The 14,274-nt window shown below is 59.9% G+C and carries 20 protein-coding genes; 12 read left to right on the top strand and 8 right to left on the bottom strand.

Annotated elements, in window-relative coordinates; genetic code table 11:
• The first annotated feature begins 26 nt into the window (after positions 1-26).
• The 6 genes from B5E84_RS20550 (at position 27) to B5E84_RS03765 (ending at position 2,798) form a co-directional block, all read left to right on the top strand.
• The gene (locus tag B5E84_RS20550) at positions 27-191 is read left to right on the top strand and encodes a hypothetical protein (RefSeq protein ID WP_016148059.1); all 165 of its coding nucleotides are present in this window, start codon (positions 27-29) and stop codon (positions 189-191) included.
• Positions 188-664 (top strand): hypothetical protein, encoded by a 477-nt coding sequence (locus B5E84_RS03785; protein ID WP_087219464.1) that lies wholly within the window; start codon positions 188-190, stop codon positions 662-664. The genes B5E84_RS20550 and B5E84_RS03785 overlap by 4 nt, the downstream gene beginning before the upstream one ends.
• Positions 661-981 (top strand): hypothetical protein, encoded by a 321-nt coding sequence (locus B5E84_RS03780; RefSeq protein ID WP_016148061.1) that lies wholly within the window; start codon positions 661-663, stop codon positions 979-981. Before B5E84_RS03785 ends, B5E84_RS03780 begins: the two co-directional genes overlap by 4 nt.
• A gap of 14 nt (positions 982-995) precedes the next feature.
• Positions 996-1,328, top strand: a complete 333-nt coding sequence (locus B5E84_RS03775; RefSeq protein ID WP_016148062.1) for a hypothetical protein — start codon at positions 996-998, stop codon at positions 1,326-1,328.
• Entirely contained in the window at positions 1,325-1,639 is a 315-nt protein-coding gene (locus B5E84_RS03770) for a phage holin (protein ID WP_087219461.1), read from the top strand. The genes B5E84_RS03775 and B5E84_RS03770 overlap by 4 nt, the downstream gene beginning before the upstream one ends.
• A gap of 163 nt (positions 1,640-1,802) precedes the next feature.
• Complete coding sequence (locus tag B5E84_RS03765) at positions 1,803-2,798, top strand: N-acetylmuramoyl-L-alanine amidase (RefSeq protein ID WP_087219458.1); 996 nt, start codon at positions 1,803-1,805, stop codon at positions 2,796-2,798.
• 121 nt (positions 2,799-2,919) lie between these two features.
• Here the strand turns inward: B5E84_RS03765 and B5E84_RS20790 are convergent, their stop codons facing one another.
• Positions 2,920-3,429 carry a DUF4236 domain-containing protein gene (locus B5E84_RS20790; RefSeq protein WP_204248532.1) on the bottom strand — a complete coding sequence of 170 codons (510 nt, stop codon included), beginning with the start codon at positions 3,427-3,429 and terminating at the stop codon, positions 2,920-2,922.
• Positions 3,430-3,572: 143 nt separating this feature from the next.
• On the opposite strand from B5E84_RS20790, the gene B5E84_RS03750 reads away from it, so the two are divergent.
• The 4 genes from B5E84_RS03750 (at position 3,573) to B5E84_RS03735 (ending at position 6,378) form a co-directional block, all read left to right on the top strand.
• Positions 3,573-3,815, top strand: a complete 243-nt coding sequence (locus B5E84_RS03750; RefSeq protein ID WP_087219455.1) for a helix-turn-helix domain-containing protein — start codon at positions 3,573-3,575, stop codon at positions 3,813-3,815.
• Between the two features lie 111 nt (positions 3,816-3,926).
• Positions 3,927-4,178 (top strand): helix-turn-helix transcriptional regulator, encoded by a 252-nt coding sequence (locus B5E84_RS03745; protein WP_087219453.1) that lies wholly within the window; start codon positions 3,927-3,929, stop codon positions 4,176-4,178.
• 54 nt (positions 4,179-4,232) lie between these two features.
• Positions 4,233-5,288 carry an IS30 family transposase gene (locus tag B5E84_RS03740; RefSeq protein WP_087219451.1) on the top strand — a complete coding sequence of 352 codons (1,056 nt, stop codon included), beginning with the start codon at positions 4,233-4,235 and terminating at the stop codon, positions 5,286-5,288.
• A 217-nt stretch (positions 5,289-5,505) separates the two neighbouring features.
• Complete coding sequence (locus B5E84_RS03735; protein WP_087219448.1) at positions 5,506-6,378, top strand: DMT family transporter; 873 nt, start codon at positions 5,506-5,508, stop codon at positions 6,376-6,378.
• Between the two features lie 3 nt (positions 6,379-6,381).
• Here the strand turns inward: B5E84_RS03735 and B5E84_RS03730 are convergent, their stop codons facing one another.
• The 5 genes from B5E84_RS03730 to B5E84_RS03715 all read right to left on the bottom strand — a co-directional run bounded on the left by B5E84_RS03730 (position 6,382) and on the right by B5E84_RS03715 (position 10,273).
• On the bottom strand, positions 6,382-7,332 hold the full coding sequence (locus B5E84_RS03730) for a hypothetical protein (protein ID WP_087219446.1): 951 nt from the start codon (positions 7,330-7,332) through the stop codon (positions 6,382-6,384).
• 18 nt (positions 7,333-7,350) lie between these two features.
• Positions 7,351-8,544: an ion transporter gene (locus B5E84_RS03725; protein WP_087219443.1), complete on the bottom strand. Its 1,194-nt coding sequence runs from the start codon at positions 8,542-8,544 to the stop codon at positions 7,351-7,353.
• Between the two features lie 92 nt (positions 8,545-8,636).
• A complete protein-coding gene (locus tag B5E84_RS03720) occupies positions 8,637-9,371 on the bottom strand; it encodes a carboxymuconolactone decarboxylase family protein (protein ID WP_087219440.1) in 735 nt (244 codons plus the stop codon).
• Positions 9,372-9,678: 307 nt separating this feature from the next.
• Positions 9,679-9,867, bottom strand: coding sequence for a hypothetical protein (locus B5E84_RS20300; RefSeq protein WP_143469166.1), 189 nt, complete (start codon positions 9,865-9,867; stop codon positions 9,679-9,681).
• Between the two features lie 13 nt (positions 9,868-9,880).
• On the bottom strand, positions 9,881-10,273 hold the full coding sequence (locus B5E84_RS03715; RefSeq protein ID WP_087219437.1) for a hypothetical protein: 393 nt from the start codon (positions 10,271-10,273) through the stop codon (positions 9,881-9,883).
• A gap of 405 nt (positions 10,274-10,678) precedes the next feature.
• On the opposite strand from B5E84_RS03715, the gene B5E84_RS03710 reads away from it, so the two are divergent.
• Both B5E84_RS03710 and B5E84_RS03705 read left to right on the top strand, forming a co-directional pair.
• On the top strand, positions 10,679-11,215 hold the full coding sequence (locus tag B5E84_RS03710; protein ID WP_087219434.1) for a flavodoxin family protein: 537 nt from the start codon (positions 10,679-10,681) through the stop codon (positions 11,213-11,215).
• A gap of 32 nt (positions 11,216-11,247) precedes the next feature.
• Entirely contained in the window at positions 11,248-12,279 is a 1,032-nt protein-coding gene (locus B5E84_RS03705; protein WP_087219431.1) for an aldo/keto reductase, read from the top strand.
• Between the two features lie 417 nt (positions 12,280-12,696).
• On the opposite strand, the gene B5E84_RS03700 is transcribed toward B5E84_RS03705, so the two are convergent.
• Entirely contained in the window at positions 12,697-13,209 is a 513-nt protein-coding gene (locus tag B5E84_RS03700) for a nitroreductase family protein (RefSeq protein WP_087219429.1), read from the bottom strand.
• 149 nt (positions 13,210-13,358) lie between these two features.
• On the bottom strand, positions 13,359-14,246 hold the full coding sequence (locus B5E84_RS03695) for a LysR family transcriptional regulator (protein WP_087219426.1): 888 nt from the start codon (positions 14,244-14,246) through the stop codon (positions 13,359-13,361).
• Positions 14,247-14,274: the final 28 nt, after the last annotated feature.

Here is a 14,274-nt window from a genome sequence, read left to right as displayed (position 1 = left end):
CCCCAAGACCAGAAAGGAGGAGCAGCATGGTCTACTTCATGGAACACAGCATCAAAGCCATCCACGAGAAGGAGCAGGCCGCCGCCGGCGGCGGGGGCGGCACCTCTCCCGAGGACAAGGAGCGGATCACCAAGCTCGAGGACGAGCTCGAGGATCTGTCCGGCGCCATTGAAAGGGGGCTGACCACATGAGCGACAAGTACAGCGGCCTCGAGGCCGCCCTGCGCAGCGCCCGCATGACCTTCGTGAGCGAGGCCAACGCCGGCGACCGCACCGGCACCGAGATCATCGCCTGCGAGGATCTGCTGCCGGCGTGGACGAAGGCCGGCCCCAAGGGGGACGGCAGCCACGAGGTCGGCGAAGCCTGCACCCACGACGGGCAGAGCTGGCGCTGCTGCCAAGCCCACAACACCAACAACAACCCGGACATCGAGCCGGGCAAGAGCCCCGCACAGTGGGTGCCCTACCACACCACCGACCCGAAGAAGGCAAAGCCCTTCATTCAGCCGACCATGGCCGAGGACAGCTACCAGAAGGGCGAGGTCTGCATCAGGACAGATGGCAAGGTCTACCGCTCCATCATGGAGACAGCCAACGCATACAGCCCGGAAGCCTACCCGCAGGGCTGGGAGGTCGTCGAGGTCGAGGATGGAGGTGCAGCATGATCCAGCTTGACATCGGGCAGCTCGTGGCCCTCATGGGGATCCCGTCGGCCATCACGGGCCTGTGCTTCTGGATGATCCAGAGGCAGCTCTCCAAGAGGGACGCAGAGCTCGACCGGCGCGACGCCGCCCGGGAGAGAAACGAGGTGCTGCTCGTGCGCAGCGTGGGGGCCGCCATCGCGCTCGGCGAGGCCACGGCCACCGCCCTGAAGAACGGCCACGCCAACGGAGAGACCGAGGCGGCCCTCCAGTATGCGCAGAAGATCAAACACGAGCAGAAGGACTTCCTCACCGAGCAGGGCATCCACGCGATCTACTGAGGGAGGTGACACCCATGGGAAGATACCGGCGCAAGCGGGAGGCCAAGGCCCGACGCAGGCCGTGGGAGTTCTCGAAGAAGCTGGCGGCGTGGGCCGTCCTCGTCGCAACTGCCGCGGCCGTGGCGTCCTATGTGCTGGCCTTCCGCGATCAGCAGACCGCCAGCGATGTCACGACCACCATCTTCACGGCTTGCATCGGCTACCTCGTGAGCTATGCGGCCAAGTCGGCCACCGAGAAGATCAGCCGAAACCGGCACGGCCTCGACGCTGATGGCAACCCCATCAGCGGGGCCGGCGTCGGAGAGTACACCACCACAACCACATCAGACAAGGAGGCAAAAGGATGAACATGATCGACATCACCCCCGTCATTAACGCCGTCATCGCGCTGCTCGCCGCAGGCGTCAGCGTGTTCCTGATCCCGTGGATCAAGAGCAAGACCACCGACGCGCAGCGCAAGGAGCTGCTCGAGTGGGTGAAGATCGGCGTCGCCGCTGCCGAGCAGCTTTACAAGGGGCAGGGCCGCGGCGAGGAAAAGAAGAAGTACGTCCTCGAGTTCCTCGCGTCCATGGGCTTCACCGTGGACGAGGAGGCCATCAACGCGGCTATCGAGGCAGCAGTCAACCAGCTCAACGGCGGCAACCTGCCGCTGGAATAATCAACGCAGAGGGCGGGCCGGCTGGCCCGCCCTTTATTCTGCAAGAAGGAGGAACACATCATGACCAACACCAAGGACATCGACGGCATCGCCCTGAAGCCGGGCGAGGAGCTGACCGAGGAGACCCTCGACGAGCTCAGCAACGGGAAGGGGGACGACGACCATGAGTAACAGCGCCCTGATCTCCTACACCAAGCTCAGCCCCAACCACTCGGGCAAGCGCACCAAGAAGATCGACACCATCACGATCCACTGTATGGCCGGCCAGCTCTCCGTCGAGAGCTGCGGCGCCCTGTTCGCTCAGAGCAGCCGGCAGGCGTCCAGCAACTACGGCATCGGCAACGACGGCCGCATCGCCCTCTATGTGGACGAGGGCAACCGCTCGTGGTGCACATCGTCCAACGCCAACGACCAGCGCGCCGTCACCATCGAGGTCGCCAGCGACGCCACTCACCCCTATGCGGTGAACAGCAAGGCATACGACGCGCTGCTGGATCTCGTGACCGACATCTGCAAGCGCAACGAGATCAAGAAGCTCGTCTGGTCGACCAACAAAAACGAGCGCATGAACCACCTGAACGGCTGCAACATGACCGTGCACCGGGACTATGCGAACAAAGCCTGCCCGGGCGACTGGCTCTACAACCGCCACGGGGAGATCGCAGCCGAGGTCAACCGCCGGCTCGGATCCGGCAGCAGCACCCCCTCCACCGGGGAGACCACCGGCAGCACGGCCGACATCAAGATCGGCGACGTGGTGGAGTTCACCGGCACCAAGCACTATGTCAGCTCCACGGCCAAGACCGCGTCGAGCTGCAAGCCCGGCAAGGCCAAGGTCACGGCCCTCGCCAAGGGCAAGGCGCACCCCTACCACCTGATCGCCGTCTCCGGCGGCGGCTCCACCGTCTACGGATGGACGGACGCGGCCGACATCAAGACCAGCGCGGCCGCCACGGACACCTCGTACCTCGTGAAGGTGACGACCGATGTGCTGAACATCCGAAAGGGCCCCGGCACCAACTACGGCACCAACGGGGACATCCGCGACAAGGGCGTCTACACCATCGTCGCCGAGAGCGACGGGCCCGGGGCCTCCAAGTGGGGCAAGCTCAAGAGCGGGGCCGGCTGGATCTCGCTGGACTACGCCAAGAAGGTCTAATTGTGCAACTTGCCACCGGCGCGGCGCGGATCGGCGCCGGCCAGAAGCTCTGAAACCGTCAGAACACACAAAAAGAGCCCGCTCGGGAGTGATCCCGGGCGGGCTTTTTCTGTTTATGCACTCATTCCTCTGTGGCGTCGTTCTCCGCTGGATCCTCGCCGCCATCGCTCTGCGCCGCCTCAGCAGCGGCCAGCTCGGCCTCAGTCGGGTGGAAGCGGACGACATAGCCGTTGACATCATAGAAGCCGCCGAGGGCGACCGTGAAGATGTCCACGATCCAACCGATCCCGAAGAAGCCGGCCGTCAGCGTCCAGATGACCCCGGTGCCAATCTTCCCCACATAGTAGCGGTGCACACCGAGCACCCCGAGGAAAATGCACAACGGCAGGACGACCGCTTTGCTTTTCGGTGAGGTGGGGCGCTGTGCTGCCGGCACGCTGGCCGGCCGGCCGCCACTGGTCGTGTACGACAGGCCCGTGCCGGGCACTCCGACGGTCGTGTGGCTTTTCCCGGTCGTGCTGACTGTGTGCTTCAGACCCTTCGGGCCGAAGGTGACGCTCGCGCTCTTTTTATTCAAGTTCACACGGATGCCGGGAGCGATCTTAATACTGCGCCGGAAACGTAAACCCATTGAAAAAACCTCCTTTTCGTCTGTCCTATTGCGTTTTTTAGTATTTAGTCACCTTTGGGATAATATTATCACGGGCGGCGTGTTATTGTCAACTTGCACTACCCATCTTTGGCATAAGTGGCAGAAAAGGAGGCGGCGCGTATTTGAAAATATACAGGCCAGAAGGCCGGTGCAATATCTCAGGCGAGCGCGTCCGCGCAGCCAGAGAGCGGGCCGGCATCTCGCAGGAGCGCCTCGCGTACAAGATCCAGATCGCGGGGCTCGACATCACGCAGAAGGCCATCAGCAGGATCGAGACCGGCGACCGCATTGTCGCCGACTATGAGCTCGAGTACCTCGCCGACGCTCTCGGCGTGACCATCTACTACCTGCTCGGAAAAGAATGAAAGCAGCGCAGCCAGAGCGGCCGCGCTGCTTTTCTCTTGTCTCCCCTCTTGACTTTATACAACAAATGTTGTATAGTAAAGACACACAAAACAAAAGGGGAGGCACTCAACATGGAAACGATCACCACCGGGAAACGCCTGAAGGCGCTGCGAGAGGATCGCGGCCTGTCTCAGTCGCAGCTCGCCAAGAAGGCCGACATCAACAGCCGAGTGCTCCAGACCTACGAGCAAGACGACCGAGACATCGCGGGGGCGAAGCTGAAAACGCTCCTCAAGGTCTGCGTCGCTCTGGAGTGCCGGCTCGAGGACATCGTCACAGACGACGAGACGCTGGCGCTGATCGCGTCATACAACAGGCGATGACAACGAAGGGCGGCCAGCCGGCCGCCCTTTTTTCTATTTCACGGAGGGATCACCATGGGGAAACACTTCAGCCACCTGACACCAACGCAGCGCACGCAGATCGACGCCTTCAGGCGCGCCGGCATGAAGGTCGTGGACATCGCCAAGGAGGTCGGCGTCCATTACACCACCATCTACCGGGAGCTCAAGCGGTGCACCTATGAACACCTGAACAGCGACTACACGACCGAGATCCGATACAACCCCGACGGGGCGCAAGCTCGGTATGAGGCCAACCTGCGGGCGAAGGGCCCGGAGCTGAAGATCGGCAACGACTACGAGCTCGCCGACTACCTGATCGGCAAGATCCGGGACGAGAAGTACAGCCCCGAGGCAGCCATCGGAGAGGCCGAGGTCATGGGCTGGCCCTTCCGGGTGCATATCTGCGCGAGCACGGCCTACAACTACATCCGGGCCGAGATCTTCGGCGATGATCTCACCGTGGAAATGCTGCCGCAGCACGGCAAGCGCCGCCGGAAGCCCGAGCGGCCCGAGGGCAGCATCCCCCGCAAGCCGGCCGGCAAGAGCATAGAAAAGCGGCCGGAGATCGTCGACACGCGCACGACCTTCGGGCACTGGGAAATGGACTGCGTGGAAAGCGCCAAGGGCTGCACCACAACGCTGCTCGTATTAACCGAGCGGCTCAGCCGCCGGGAAATCACACGGAGAATGGAAGCAAAGAAAGCGGAGAATGTCGTGGCCGAGCTGGACGCGCTGGAAAAGAGATACGGCGAGCTTTTCCCTCTGATCTTCAAAAGCATAACGGTAGACAACGGATCGGAGTTTGCAAACTGTGAAGGAATGGAACGGAGCAGCCTCCGCGAAGGCGAGAAAAGGACGAAGTTATACTACTGTCACCCGTATAGTGCATACGAGCGCGGCAGCAACGAAAACCAGAACAAGCTCGTGCGCCGCCATGCTCCGAAGGGATCAAGCTTCGAGGACATGACGGACGAGAGAGCCGACTATATAGAAGGCTGGATGAACGACTACCCCCGGAAAATGTTCAACTGGCACACCCCGGAGGAAGTATTTCAGGCAGAAATAAAGGCCCTCAGTGGGGCCTTATAAAATATTTTTGACTTTTTTCGCATTTACTCTTGACATTTACCTATTTTTGACGGTTCCGGGGGATTTCTGGGCTATGATCCCGAAACAAGAGGAAACTTCTCCGGATTCTGCCGGGTTTCTCCCGCTCCCCAAACTTCCGGCCCGCCATTGAATTTTACCCACCTCCGTGTATAATAGGAAAATAGAAATGTACATCGGATAAGGAGGGCTTTCGCCTATGAACCATCACGGAAAAGCCCGGCTCCTGATGACGGCCTCCATGGCCATCTTCGGGACGCTGGGCCTGTTTACGAGAAATATTACCGTCAGCTCCGGGGAGCTGGCCCTGTACCGGGCCATTCTGGCCGCCGTCCTGATCGCCTTATACCTTCTGGCGGCCAGACAGCCCATCCGGCTGGCGCAGATCCGCGGCGAACTGCCCCTACTGCTGCTCTCCGGGGTGGCCATGGGCATCAACTGGATCCTGCTGTTTCAGGCCTACCGCTACACCACCATTTCCATGGCCACCTTAAGCTACTACTTTGCCCCGGTGATCGTCACCGCCGTCAGCCCGGTGCTGTTTCGGGAACGGATGACGAAAAAGCAGCTCCTCTGTTTCCTGCTGTCCACCGCCGGGCTGGTGCTCATCATCGGCGCCGGGGAAACGGGCGGCAGCGGGACGGATCTCACCGGCATCCTGTTCGGCCTGGGGGCGGCAGTCTTTTACGCCGCGGTGATCCTGCTGAATAAACGGATCCGCCAGGTGGCCGGCATCCACCGCACCTTCCTTCAGCTGGTGGCAGCGGCAGTGATCCTGCTGCCCTACGTGGCCCTCACCGGCGGCTCCAGCCTGGGCTCCTTAAGCGCCCTTGGCTTTGGCTGCCTGCTGGTGGTGGGCCTGATTCACACCGGGATCACCTACTGTATGTATTTTACGGCCCTCCGGGACTTAAGCGGCCAGGAGGCCGCCATTTTAAGCTACATTGACCCGCTGGTGGCCGCCCTGGTATCCGTGGCGCTCCTGGGGGAGGCCATGACCCTCTGGCAGGCAGTGGGCGGGGCCATGATCTTAGGCTTTACCCTGGTAAATGAGCTGGGCGGGGAAGGCTGAACCCTAAAATACGGGATACAGCCCGCCGCCGGACGTCCCCACGCTGCTGGAATCTTCCCCGTAACAGAATTCTCCCAGAGGATCCGGGGCGGACACAAAGGTCAGCCCCTGGGCCGTCTCCATGACAAAATAAACATCATACTCCACGCCGTCCTTCTGTTTCGCGTACTCCCCGAAATCTCCCCAGAAAGAGATGACGGCCGTCTCACCGGCGGTGGTTCTCCTGGCCGGGAGCCGGATACCGTCCGGCACGGCCGCGTCCGTCCCTGGACGGGCCGCGTAGCCCATGGCGCTGCCGGCGCTCTCGTTCGTTTCCTGACTCGTCTTCCCATACTCCCCGTTTTTCACCAGAATAAAGGTTCCGCCGGTCACATCCTCCCCTTTCAGCCACGAATCCTCTCCCGGCAGCAGCACCTTTACGGACATCTGAGTCAGATCCTCCTCGTCCCAGTGGGCGTTGAAGGACAGTTTCAGCTCCTCGTTTACCCATAAGGAGTCTAAAAATTCCCGCCGGCTCTCTTTTTCCGTCTCTATGAGGAAGAAGGGGCGAAGGGAGGCGGCGGAAGGCTCGATGGACAGGGTGGCGCAGCCGTTTTCATCCGTCTCCTGGCGGTATTCCTCCTCCCCCGCCTGGACGCCGGCGATCAGCCTGGCACCTGCCTCCGCCGTTTTGGGCACCCCCTTCATGGCCACCACCAGACGGCCATCCTCATAGCTCACGGAGGCCTCCGTTTCCAGAAACAGGCTCTGGGACTGCCGCAGCTCCTCCTCCAGAGCCTGGATGCCGGAGACGGCATTTTGAATCTGGACACCGTTGTCCCGCACATTCCCCGCCAGACGGTCAATCTCCTCCCGCATCCGGCTCATATCCCCGGCCAGCCAGAAGTGCTGCACAGTGTGCAGTACCAGCAATCCAGCGCCTACAGCCGCCAGCGCGGCCCATTTCTTTTTCATATTCCGTCCTCCTCTCTCCTAAACCTCAATTTCCACGCTGTCCCGCACGTCCCGTTTGGTGTAGAGCACCAGCTCGTCCCCGGCGCGGAGCACAGAGGAGCCGTTGGGGATCAGCAGTTTCTGCTCCCGCCGCACCAGCACAATCAAGGTCTGGCGGGAAATATCTAAATCCCGGATGCCCTTCCCCACCCAGGGATGGCTCTCCCTCAGCCGCAGCTCCTTTAACGTGATTCCTTCCTCTCCGGCCACGCCCTCCGCCCCGAAGACCATGCGGTCGCCTGTCATAAGACGGATATTTCCCCTGGGGACAATGGTCTGTTTCCCCCGGCGGATCACCGCCAGGATCATGCCCGGCGGCAAAGGCAGATCCCTGACCTGCAGATTCTCCCAGGGATGGCCCTCTCCCACCATCAGGCTGATAAAGCGGATGTCCGTCTCCCCGGAGTAGTCCGCCATAGATTTTAAACGGGTGTACTGTTCCACAAAACCGGCGGAAATAATACCGGTGGGGATGGCCACCGTCCCCACCCCGAGAAAGGCGATGACGATTCCCACCAGCTGTCCCGCGTTGGTCACCGGGTAAATGTCGCCGTAGCCCACGGTCAGAAGGGTGGAAACCGCCCACCAGATGCCGGAGAAGGCGTTCTGGAACTTGTCAGGCTGAACCTGGTGCTCCAGGCTGTACATCACCAAAGAAGCGGCCACAATCAGGATCAGTAGGATGCAGACGGAGGAAAAGATCTGATCCCTCTTGTCCCGGAGGACGTCGGTGATCACGTTGAAGGCGTCGTAATAGGTATTGATGCGGAACAGGCGGAAAATGCGCACCACCCGGAACATCCGGAAGGTGACAATCCCCATGGGAAACACCACCGGAAGAAAATAGGGCAAAAAGGAAAGAAGGTCGATCACGCCGAAAAAGGAGCCGGCAAAAGACAGTTTCGCCCGCAGCTTTCCCTTTCGGGGATAGAGATATTCCGCGGTCCAGAGCCTGAGAATGTACTCGGCCGCGAAAATACAGGACGTCACAAGTTCGATCCCCCGCAGATAGGGCAGATAGGGCCGCGACTGGTCGAAGGTTTCAAACAATGTGGCAAATAAATTGAGAAATACGATAAACGCGATGAAAAAGTCGAAGGCAATGCTGACCCGGTCCTGGTCCCTGCCTGTCTGGAGAATTTCAAATACACGGCGCTTGGTGGGTATATTCACGGCTTTGGCTCCTTTATCCTGGAGGCGGACCGTTTTCCCGGCCCTCTCTGTATTTAAGGATAGTTTACCACCAAAGCCGGAAATAATCTACCTTATCCCAGCTTTCCGTACTCCTCGTCGTTCACCGGCTCCAGCCATTCGTTGGAGGGATTTTCTCCCGGCACCTCCATGGCCAGGTGGGAGAACCAGCTGTCGGAGGCGGCTCCGTGCCAGTGCTTGACTCCCGCGGGGATCAGCACCACATCGCCCGGGTTCAGGGCCCTGGCCTCTTTGCCCCACTCCTGATACCAGCCGCGGCCGTCGGTGCATAAAAGGAGCTGTCCGCCGCCTTTGTCCGCGTGGTGGATGTGCCAGTTGTTGCGGCAGCCCGGCTCAAAGGTCACGTTGGAGAGGACCACGCCCTCTGTGGTCAGGAGATTTAAGTAGCTCTGACCGATAAAATACTGGGCATAGGCGTCGTTGGGCTGTCCCAGGCCGAACATTCCGCCCTTTTTCCCGTCGTCCTCATCAGCCCAGACCTCTTTGGCCATGCGAAATGCCGCCCAGGCTTTGGGCCAGCCGGCGTAAAATGCCGCGTGGGTGAGAATCTCGGCGATCTCCGTCCTTGTGATGCCGTTCTGTTTCGCCGTCATCAGGTGATACTGGAAGGAGGAATCCACCAGACCCTGAGCCATAAGGGAAACCACCGTCACCAGGGAGCGGTCCCGCAGGGACAAAAGGCCTTCCCTGCTCCACACCTCTCCAAATAATACGTCATCGTTTAACTGGGCAAACTTCGGGGCAAACTCCCCCAGGTCCCTTCTTCCTGCCGTCTGTTTTACTGCCATATGCCATACCTCTCTTATTTTTAGAGTAGTAGTGTTTACCGACCCTCTCCAAGGTCTTCCCTCCGGCCATCAAAGCCCCTTCCTCCGGCCGAAAAAGGCCAAAGAAGGCGTCAGGACAAAGCAGGTTCCGGCGGGAGGCGAGCTCCGCCCGGATAAAAAGTGTGCGCTTGGCGAACATTCGCGCCGCCGCGCGGCTGCGTCAGCAGCCATATTCCTTTGCGCGGAGTGCGCCCTTTTTTACTGCTTTTATTTTAATCCCTCCGCCTTCTCCTGTCTAATACCTGTGTGTTATTTCCAGAAATGCCTTTTAGGCATAAGGCCCCGGTTTTCCCCTGTTTGCCATCTGCTCCAGCCTGGGGACTCCCTTTTCCAGGAGCAAGCCTGTCAACGCTTTTAACTGCTCCCGGAACCGTTCCTCGGAGTCAAACCGATACCCCCACATTTTACTATGAAAGCCCCGGATGGCGCCGGTATAGATGGGCGTGCTCGCGCGCACAGATATATCGGCATCAGACGGGCAAGACGGTATGAGAAAGGAGGGCGGTAGCCCGGATTTCGAATACCGTCGGCAGATGGCGGGAACGCCGTAGGCGTGGAGCCATCTGGCTTTCATGATTCGTGATGACCGCGTTAGCGGTCATGTCCGTTTTGTCAAAGGATGCCTGGGGATCCACATCCACCAGGGAAACCTGAATCATGGGCGGGATGATCAGATCCACGGTGATAGCGTTTAAAATGGACACCCGGAAAATGATCTCGCACTTCTCCCCGTTGATCACCTTCCAGTAGCACCATATCCGTTCCCGCTCCACGGTCACCTGCTCCCTCAGCTGAAATCCCAGCTCCGAAAGAGACGGGCTGACGATTTCCTTCAGACATTTTTTCACAGTTCTGCTCTGCATAAGCCTCCTCCTTTCTTAAAAAGTGCGCGCAACAGCTCACACTCGCGCCGGAGCGCGGCTGCGTCCGCAGCCATTTTCCTCCCCGCGGCGGCATCTGTTTCCGATCCGGCATCCTAACTGCCGCCGCGTTCCGCCACAGACGGTCAAAAGGAAACGCGCCCTTTCCCTGATCCCAGTATACCACAGACAGGGCGGCCCGCAACCGGATTCTCGCTCCGCTCCGCCTGGAGAGTGTCCGGCGCCCTTTTGTTTTGCCGGCGGCGTTTCCTTTGTATTTCCTCCAGCCGCTGGCCGGGCAGGCCCCATGCCCTCCGGGCATGGACGGAAATCCGCGGCAGGCATTGGACAGAATGGCCCTCTCACGGTACAATGGAGGTATCATGAAGGGAAAAAGGAGGAACAACTATGAATTTACTGGTAATAGAAAGCAGCCCCCACAAACACGGCTCGTCCAACCTGCTGGCGGAGCATTTCATCCGCGGAGCCAGGGAGGCGGGACATACGGTGACGGTGTTTGACGCCGCCCGGGCCAGCCTTCACCCCTGCGTCGCCTGTGACGCCTGCGGAATGTCCCGCTCCTGCTGCCAGAAGGACGATATGGAGACGGTGCGAAGGGAGATTCTGGCGGCAGACATGGTGGTTTTCGTGACCCCTCTCTACTATTTCGGGATGTCCGCCCAGTTAAAAACCGTCATTGACCGGTTCTACAGCTTTAACGGCCAGCTGTCCTCCAAGGGCATGAAGGCCGCCCTCATCGCCGCCGCCTGGGACAGCAATGACTGGACCATGGAGGCTTTGAAGTTCCACTACGAAACCCTCTGCCGCTATCTGAATTTCCAGGACATGGGAACGATCCTGGGAACGGGCTGCGGCACCGTCTCCATGACGGAGGAGAGCGAGTTTCCCAGGAAGGCCTACGCCTTTGGCCGTTCGCTGTCATAAGCCGGAAGACTGTGAAAGGAGGCATTTACAAAATGAAATACACAACCCTTGGAACCTCGGATCTGAAGGTGTCCCGTGTCTGCATGGGCTGCATGGGATTCGGGGATCCCGCCCGCGGACAGCACAGCTGGACCCTGGATGAGGAGAACTCCCGGCGGATCATCCGGCGGGGCCTGGAGCTGGGCGTGAACTTTTTCGACACGGCCATCGCCTACCAGAGCGGCACCAGCGAGCAGTATCTGGGCCGGGCTTTAAAGGACTTCGCAAGCCGGGACGAGGTGGTGGTGGCCACTAAATTCCTGCCCCGCACGCCGGAGGACATCCAGGCCGGAATCAGCGGCCAGCGGCACATCGAAAGAATGCTGGACAAGAGCCTGAAAAATCTGGGCATGGATCATGTGGATCTCTACATCTACCATATGTGGGACTATGAGACGCCCCTCTACGAGATCATGGACGGGTTAAACCGGATGGTGAAGGCGGGAAAAACCCGCTACATCGGCATTTCCAACTGCTACGCCTGGCAGCTCTGCAAGGCCAACGCTCTGGCGGAGCGGGAGGGTTTCGCGAAATTCGTCTCTGTACAGGGGCACTACAACCTGATTTTCCGGGAGGAGGAGCGGGAAATGGTTCCCTACTGCCGGGAGGAGCGCATCGCCCTGACGCCTTACAGCGCCCTGGCCGGCGGCCGTCTCTCCCGCCATCCGGAGGAAACCTCCAAGCGGCTGCAGGAGGACGATTACGCCAGATTCAAATACGACGCCACCGCCAGCCAGGACGGCGTGATCATCCGCCGGGTGGCAGAGCTGGCGGACCGCCACGAGGTGTCCATGACGGAGATCTCCCTGGCGTGGCTGCTGGCTAAGACCACTTCGCCGGTGGTAGGCGCCACAAAATCCCACCACATCGAGGGGGCGGCAAAGGCGGTGGATCTCTCCCTGACCCATGAGGAGCTGGCGTGGCTGGAGGAGCCTTACCTCCCCCACCGCCTGGTAGGCGTCATGGCCCAGAATACGGCGGCAGCCGCGAAGGAGGAGCACGTGTGGTCCGTGGGGGATCAGTAATCACCCGAACTTTCCGCGGATTTCTTCCATTATCTATATGGTTGCTAAATTTAAAAAGTGTGCGCCAAGCGTACACCCGCGCCGGAGCGCGGCTGCGTCAACGGCCATCTTCCTTTGCGCGGAGTGTGCCTCCTTGCGAAGCATTCTTATAAATGAAAAAGTGTGCGTGTAGCGAATACCCGCGCCGGAGCGCGGCTGCGCCAGCAGCCATCTTCCGCTGCGCGGAGTGTGCCTCCCGCAGGAGGCGTTTGTGTCATAGAAACCCCAGTTTTCTATGGCACCAGAAAAGGGCTGGTGCCCGGCATGGCAACCGCTGCCAATGCCAGGGCCCCAGCCCCTATGATTTTCCAGGATTTTTCTTTCTCTGCCTGTCTGTCCCACCGTCTCGCCTTAACAGCCCACGGCGCCCTTACTCCCTTACATCCAGGCTACAGTCTGGGAAAGGTCTTTTCTCTGGCTGTGAGGCGCCAGGGGGCCGGTGCCCTCCGCGGCGTAGCCCAGATCCAAAAGCATCAGAATTTCCTCATTTTCCGGCAGGCCAAGGCTCCCTGCCAGCTCCTCCGGGTTGAAGAAATTGATCCAGCAGCTGTCCACACCGGCGTCCGCGGCGGCTAACATCAGATGGGTGGCCACAATGGTGGCGTCCTCCACGCCGGAATCCCGCTTTCCGCCGGGATAGGTGAACACGTTGGTTTTGTCAAAGGCCACCACCAGCACGGTGGACGCCCCGTAGCGGCAGGGCGTAGCCTGATCCAGCTTCGCGAGGCCCTCCTCCGACTGCACCACGTAGATCCGCTGCTCCTGAAGGTTTTTGGCCGTAGGCGCCAGGCGCCCCGCCTGCAGGATGGCCTCCAGTTTGGCCGGCTCCACGGGACGGCCGTCAAATTTTTTACAGGAATACCTGTTTTTTACTACTTCTGAAAATTCCATGTTTCCTTCCTCCTCTTTCTCCGTTTCCTATAGTGTAACCCTGACGGGAAAAAATGTAAAATACTTAAATTCCGCAGCCAGGAATGCGTTTTCTGCATGGCAGGTTTTCAGATGTCCGCTGCCTGCTCTCCTCTCTCCGTTTCCCGCGTCTAAGGAAACTCCCGTTTCTCCGCCAGATCTTCCCTCACAAACCGCAGAAACTCCCCCACCGCCTGGGAAAACACCTGGTCTTTCTTCCAGATCAGGACGGTGCGGCTCTCCATGGCGGGCTGAAGGGGGATCAGGCGCAGTCCCCGGTAGTCGCAGTTGAGCCTCATGGCAAAGGCGGAACCCATGCCGCTCTCCACCATCATCGCTTCGTTATAGAGGAGGTTTCCGGTGACCAGGATCTGCTCCGGATCGTAGCACTCCCCCATCCACTGGCGGAACCGGCTGCGGGCCTCCTCCCCCGCCCCGGCGACCAAAGGCTCTCCCGCCAGATCCTGAGGGCAAATTACCTCTTTTTCTGCCAGGCGGGAATCCTCCCGCACTAAAATCCCCCATTCCTCCGTGACAGGAAGGGTTAAAAAATCGTATTTGCGGATGTCCACTGGCTCCAGCACAATGCCGAAGTCGATGAGCCCCTGTTCGATCTGATCCCGGATATTGTCCGCGTTTCCGCTGTAAATCCGGTAGCGGACCAGGGGATGACGCTGGTGAAACCGGGACATCACCTGGGCAAAGAGAGAATTGCTGAGAAATTCTCCGCTGCCGATCACGATTTCCCCACTGATGTCCTCCGCGCGGCTCTGAAACTCCTGCCTCGTCCGCTCCGCCAGGGAAACCAGCTCCTGGGCCCGGCGCTTGAGGAACATCCCTTCCTCCGTCAGGGACACGCTGTGGTTGCTGCGGGCAAACAGTTTCACCCCCAGCTCATACTCCAGCTGCATCATCTGCCGGGACAGGGTAGGCTGGGTGATGTGAAGGATCTTCGCCGCCTTCGTGATATTTCCCTCCCTGGCTACTGTGAGAAAATAATACAGAACCCGAAATTCCATTCCCTCTCCTCCATCCGTTTCTATCTGC

The sequence above is a fragment of the Lachnoclostridium sp. An14 genome, from assembly GCF_002160755.1.
In the GTDB taxonomy this organism is placed as follows: domain Bacteria; phylum Bacillota; class Clostridia; order Lachnospirales; family Lachnospiraceae; genus Lachnoclostridium_A.
The sequence above is the reverse complement of the archived record's forward strand: the minus strand, read 5'-3'. Positions and strand labels throughout refer to the sequence as shown.

Bases quoted from the DNA above. Each gene is read 5' to 3' on its own strand.
- B5E84_RS03710 (WP_087219434.1), top strand. From the start codon at position 10,679: ATGAATTTACTGGTAATAGAAAGCAGCCCCCACAAACACGGCTCGTCC.
- B5E84_RS03780 (WP_016148061.1), top strand. From the start codon at position 661: ATGATCCAGCTTGACATCGGGCAGCTCGTGGCCCTCATGGGGATCCCG.
- B5E84_RS03745 (WP_087219453.1), top strand. From the start codon at position 3,927: ATGGAAACGATCACCACCGGGAAACGCCTGAAGGCGCTGCGAGAGGAT.
- B5E84_RS20550 (WP_016148059.1), top strand. From the start codon at position 27: ATGGTCTACTTCATGGAACACAGCATCAAAGCCATCCACGAGAAGGAG.
- B5E84_RS20790 (WP_204248532.1), bottom strand. From the start codon at position 3,429: ATGGGTTTACGTTTCCGGCGCAGTATTAAGATCGCTCCCGGCATCCGT.
- B5E84_RS03705 (WP_087219431.1), top strand. From the start codon at position 11,248: ATGAAATACACAACCCTTGGAACCTCGGATCTGAAGGTGTCCCGTGTC.
- B5E84_RS03730 (WP_087219446.1), bottom strand. From the start codon at position 7,332: ATGAAAAAGAAATGGGCCGCGCTGGCGGCTGTAGGCGCTGGATTGCTG.
- B5E84_RS03720 (WP_087219440.1), bottom strand. From the start codon at position 9,371: ATGGCAGTAAAACAGACGGCAGGAAGAAGGGACCTGGGGGAGTTTGCC.
- B5E84_RS03740 (WP_087219451.1), top strand. From the start codon at position 4,233: ATGGGGAAACACTTCAGCCACCTGACACCAACGCAGCGCACGCAGATC.
- B5E84_RS03770 (WP_087219461.1), top strand. From the start codon at position 1,325: ATGAACATGATCGACATCACCCCCGTCATTAACGCCGTCATCGCGCTG.
- B5E84_RS03765 (WP_087219458.1), top strand. From the start codon at position 1,803: ATGAGTAACAGCGCCCTGATCTCCTACACCAAGCTCAGCCCCAACCAC.
- B5E84_RS03735 (WP_087219448.1), top strand. From the start codon at position 5,506: ATGAACCATCACGGAAAAGCCCGGCTCCTGATGACGGCCTCCATGGCC.
- B5E84_RS03700 (WP_087219429.1), bottom strand. From the start codon at position 13,209: ATGGAATTTTCAGAAGTAGTAAAAAACAGGTATTCCTGTAAAAAATTT.
- B5E84_RS03695 (WP_087219426.1), bottom strand. From the start codon at position 14,246: ATGGAATTTCGGGTTCTGTATTATTTTCTCACAGTAGCCAGGGAGGGA.
- B5E84_RS03775 (WP_016148062.1), top strand. From the start codon at position 996: ATGGGAAGATACCGGCGCAAGCGGGAGGCCAAGGCCCGACGCAGGCCG.
- B5E84_RS03785 (WP_087219464.1), top strand. From the start codon at position 188: ATGAGCGACAAGTACAGCGGCCTCGAGGCCGCCCTGCGCAGCGCCCGC.
- B5E84_RS03715 (WP_087219437.1), bottom strand. From the start codon at position 10,273: ATGCAGAGCAGAACTGTGAAAAAATGTCTGAAGGAAATCGTCAGCCCG.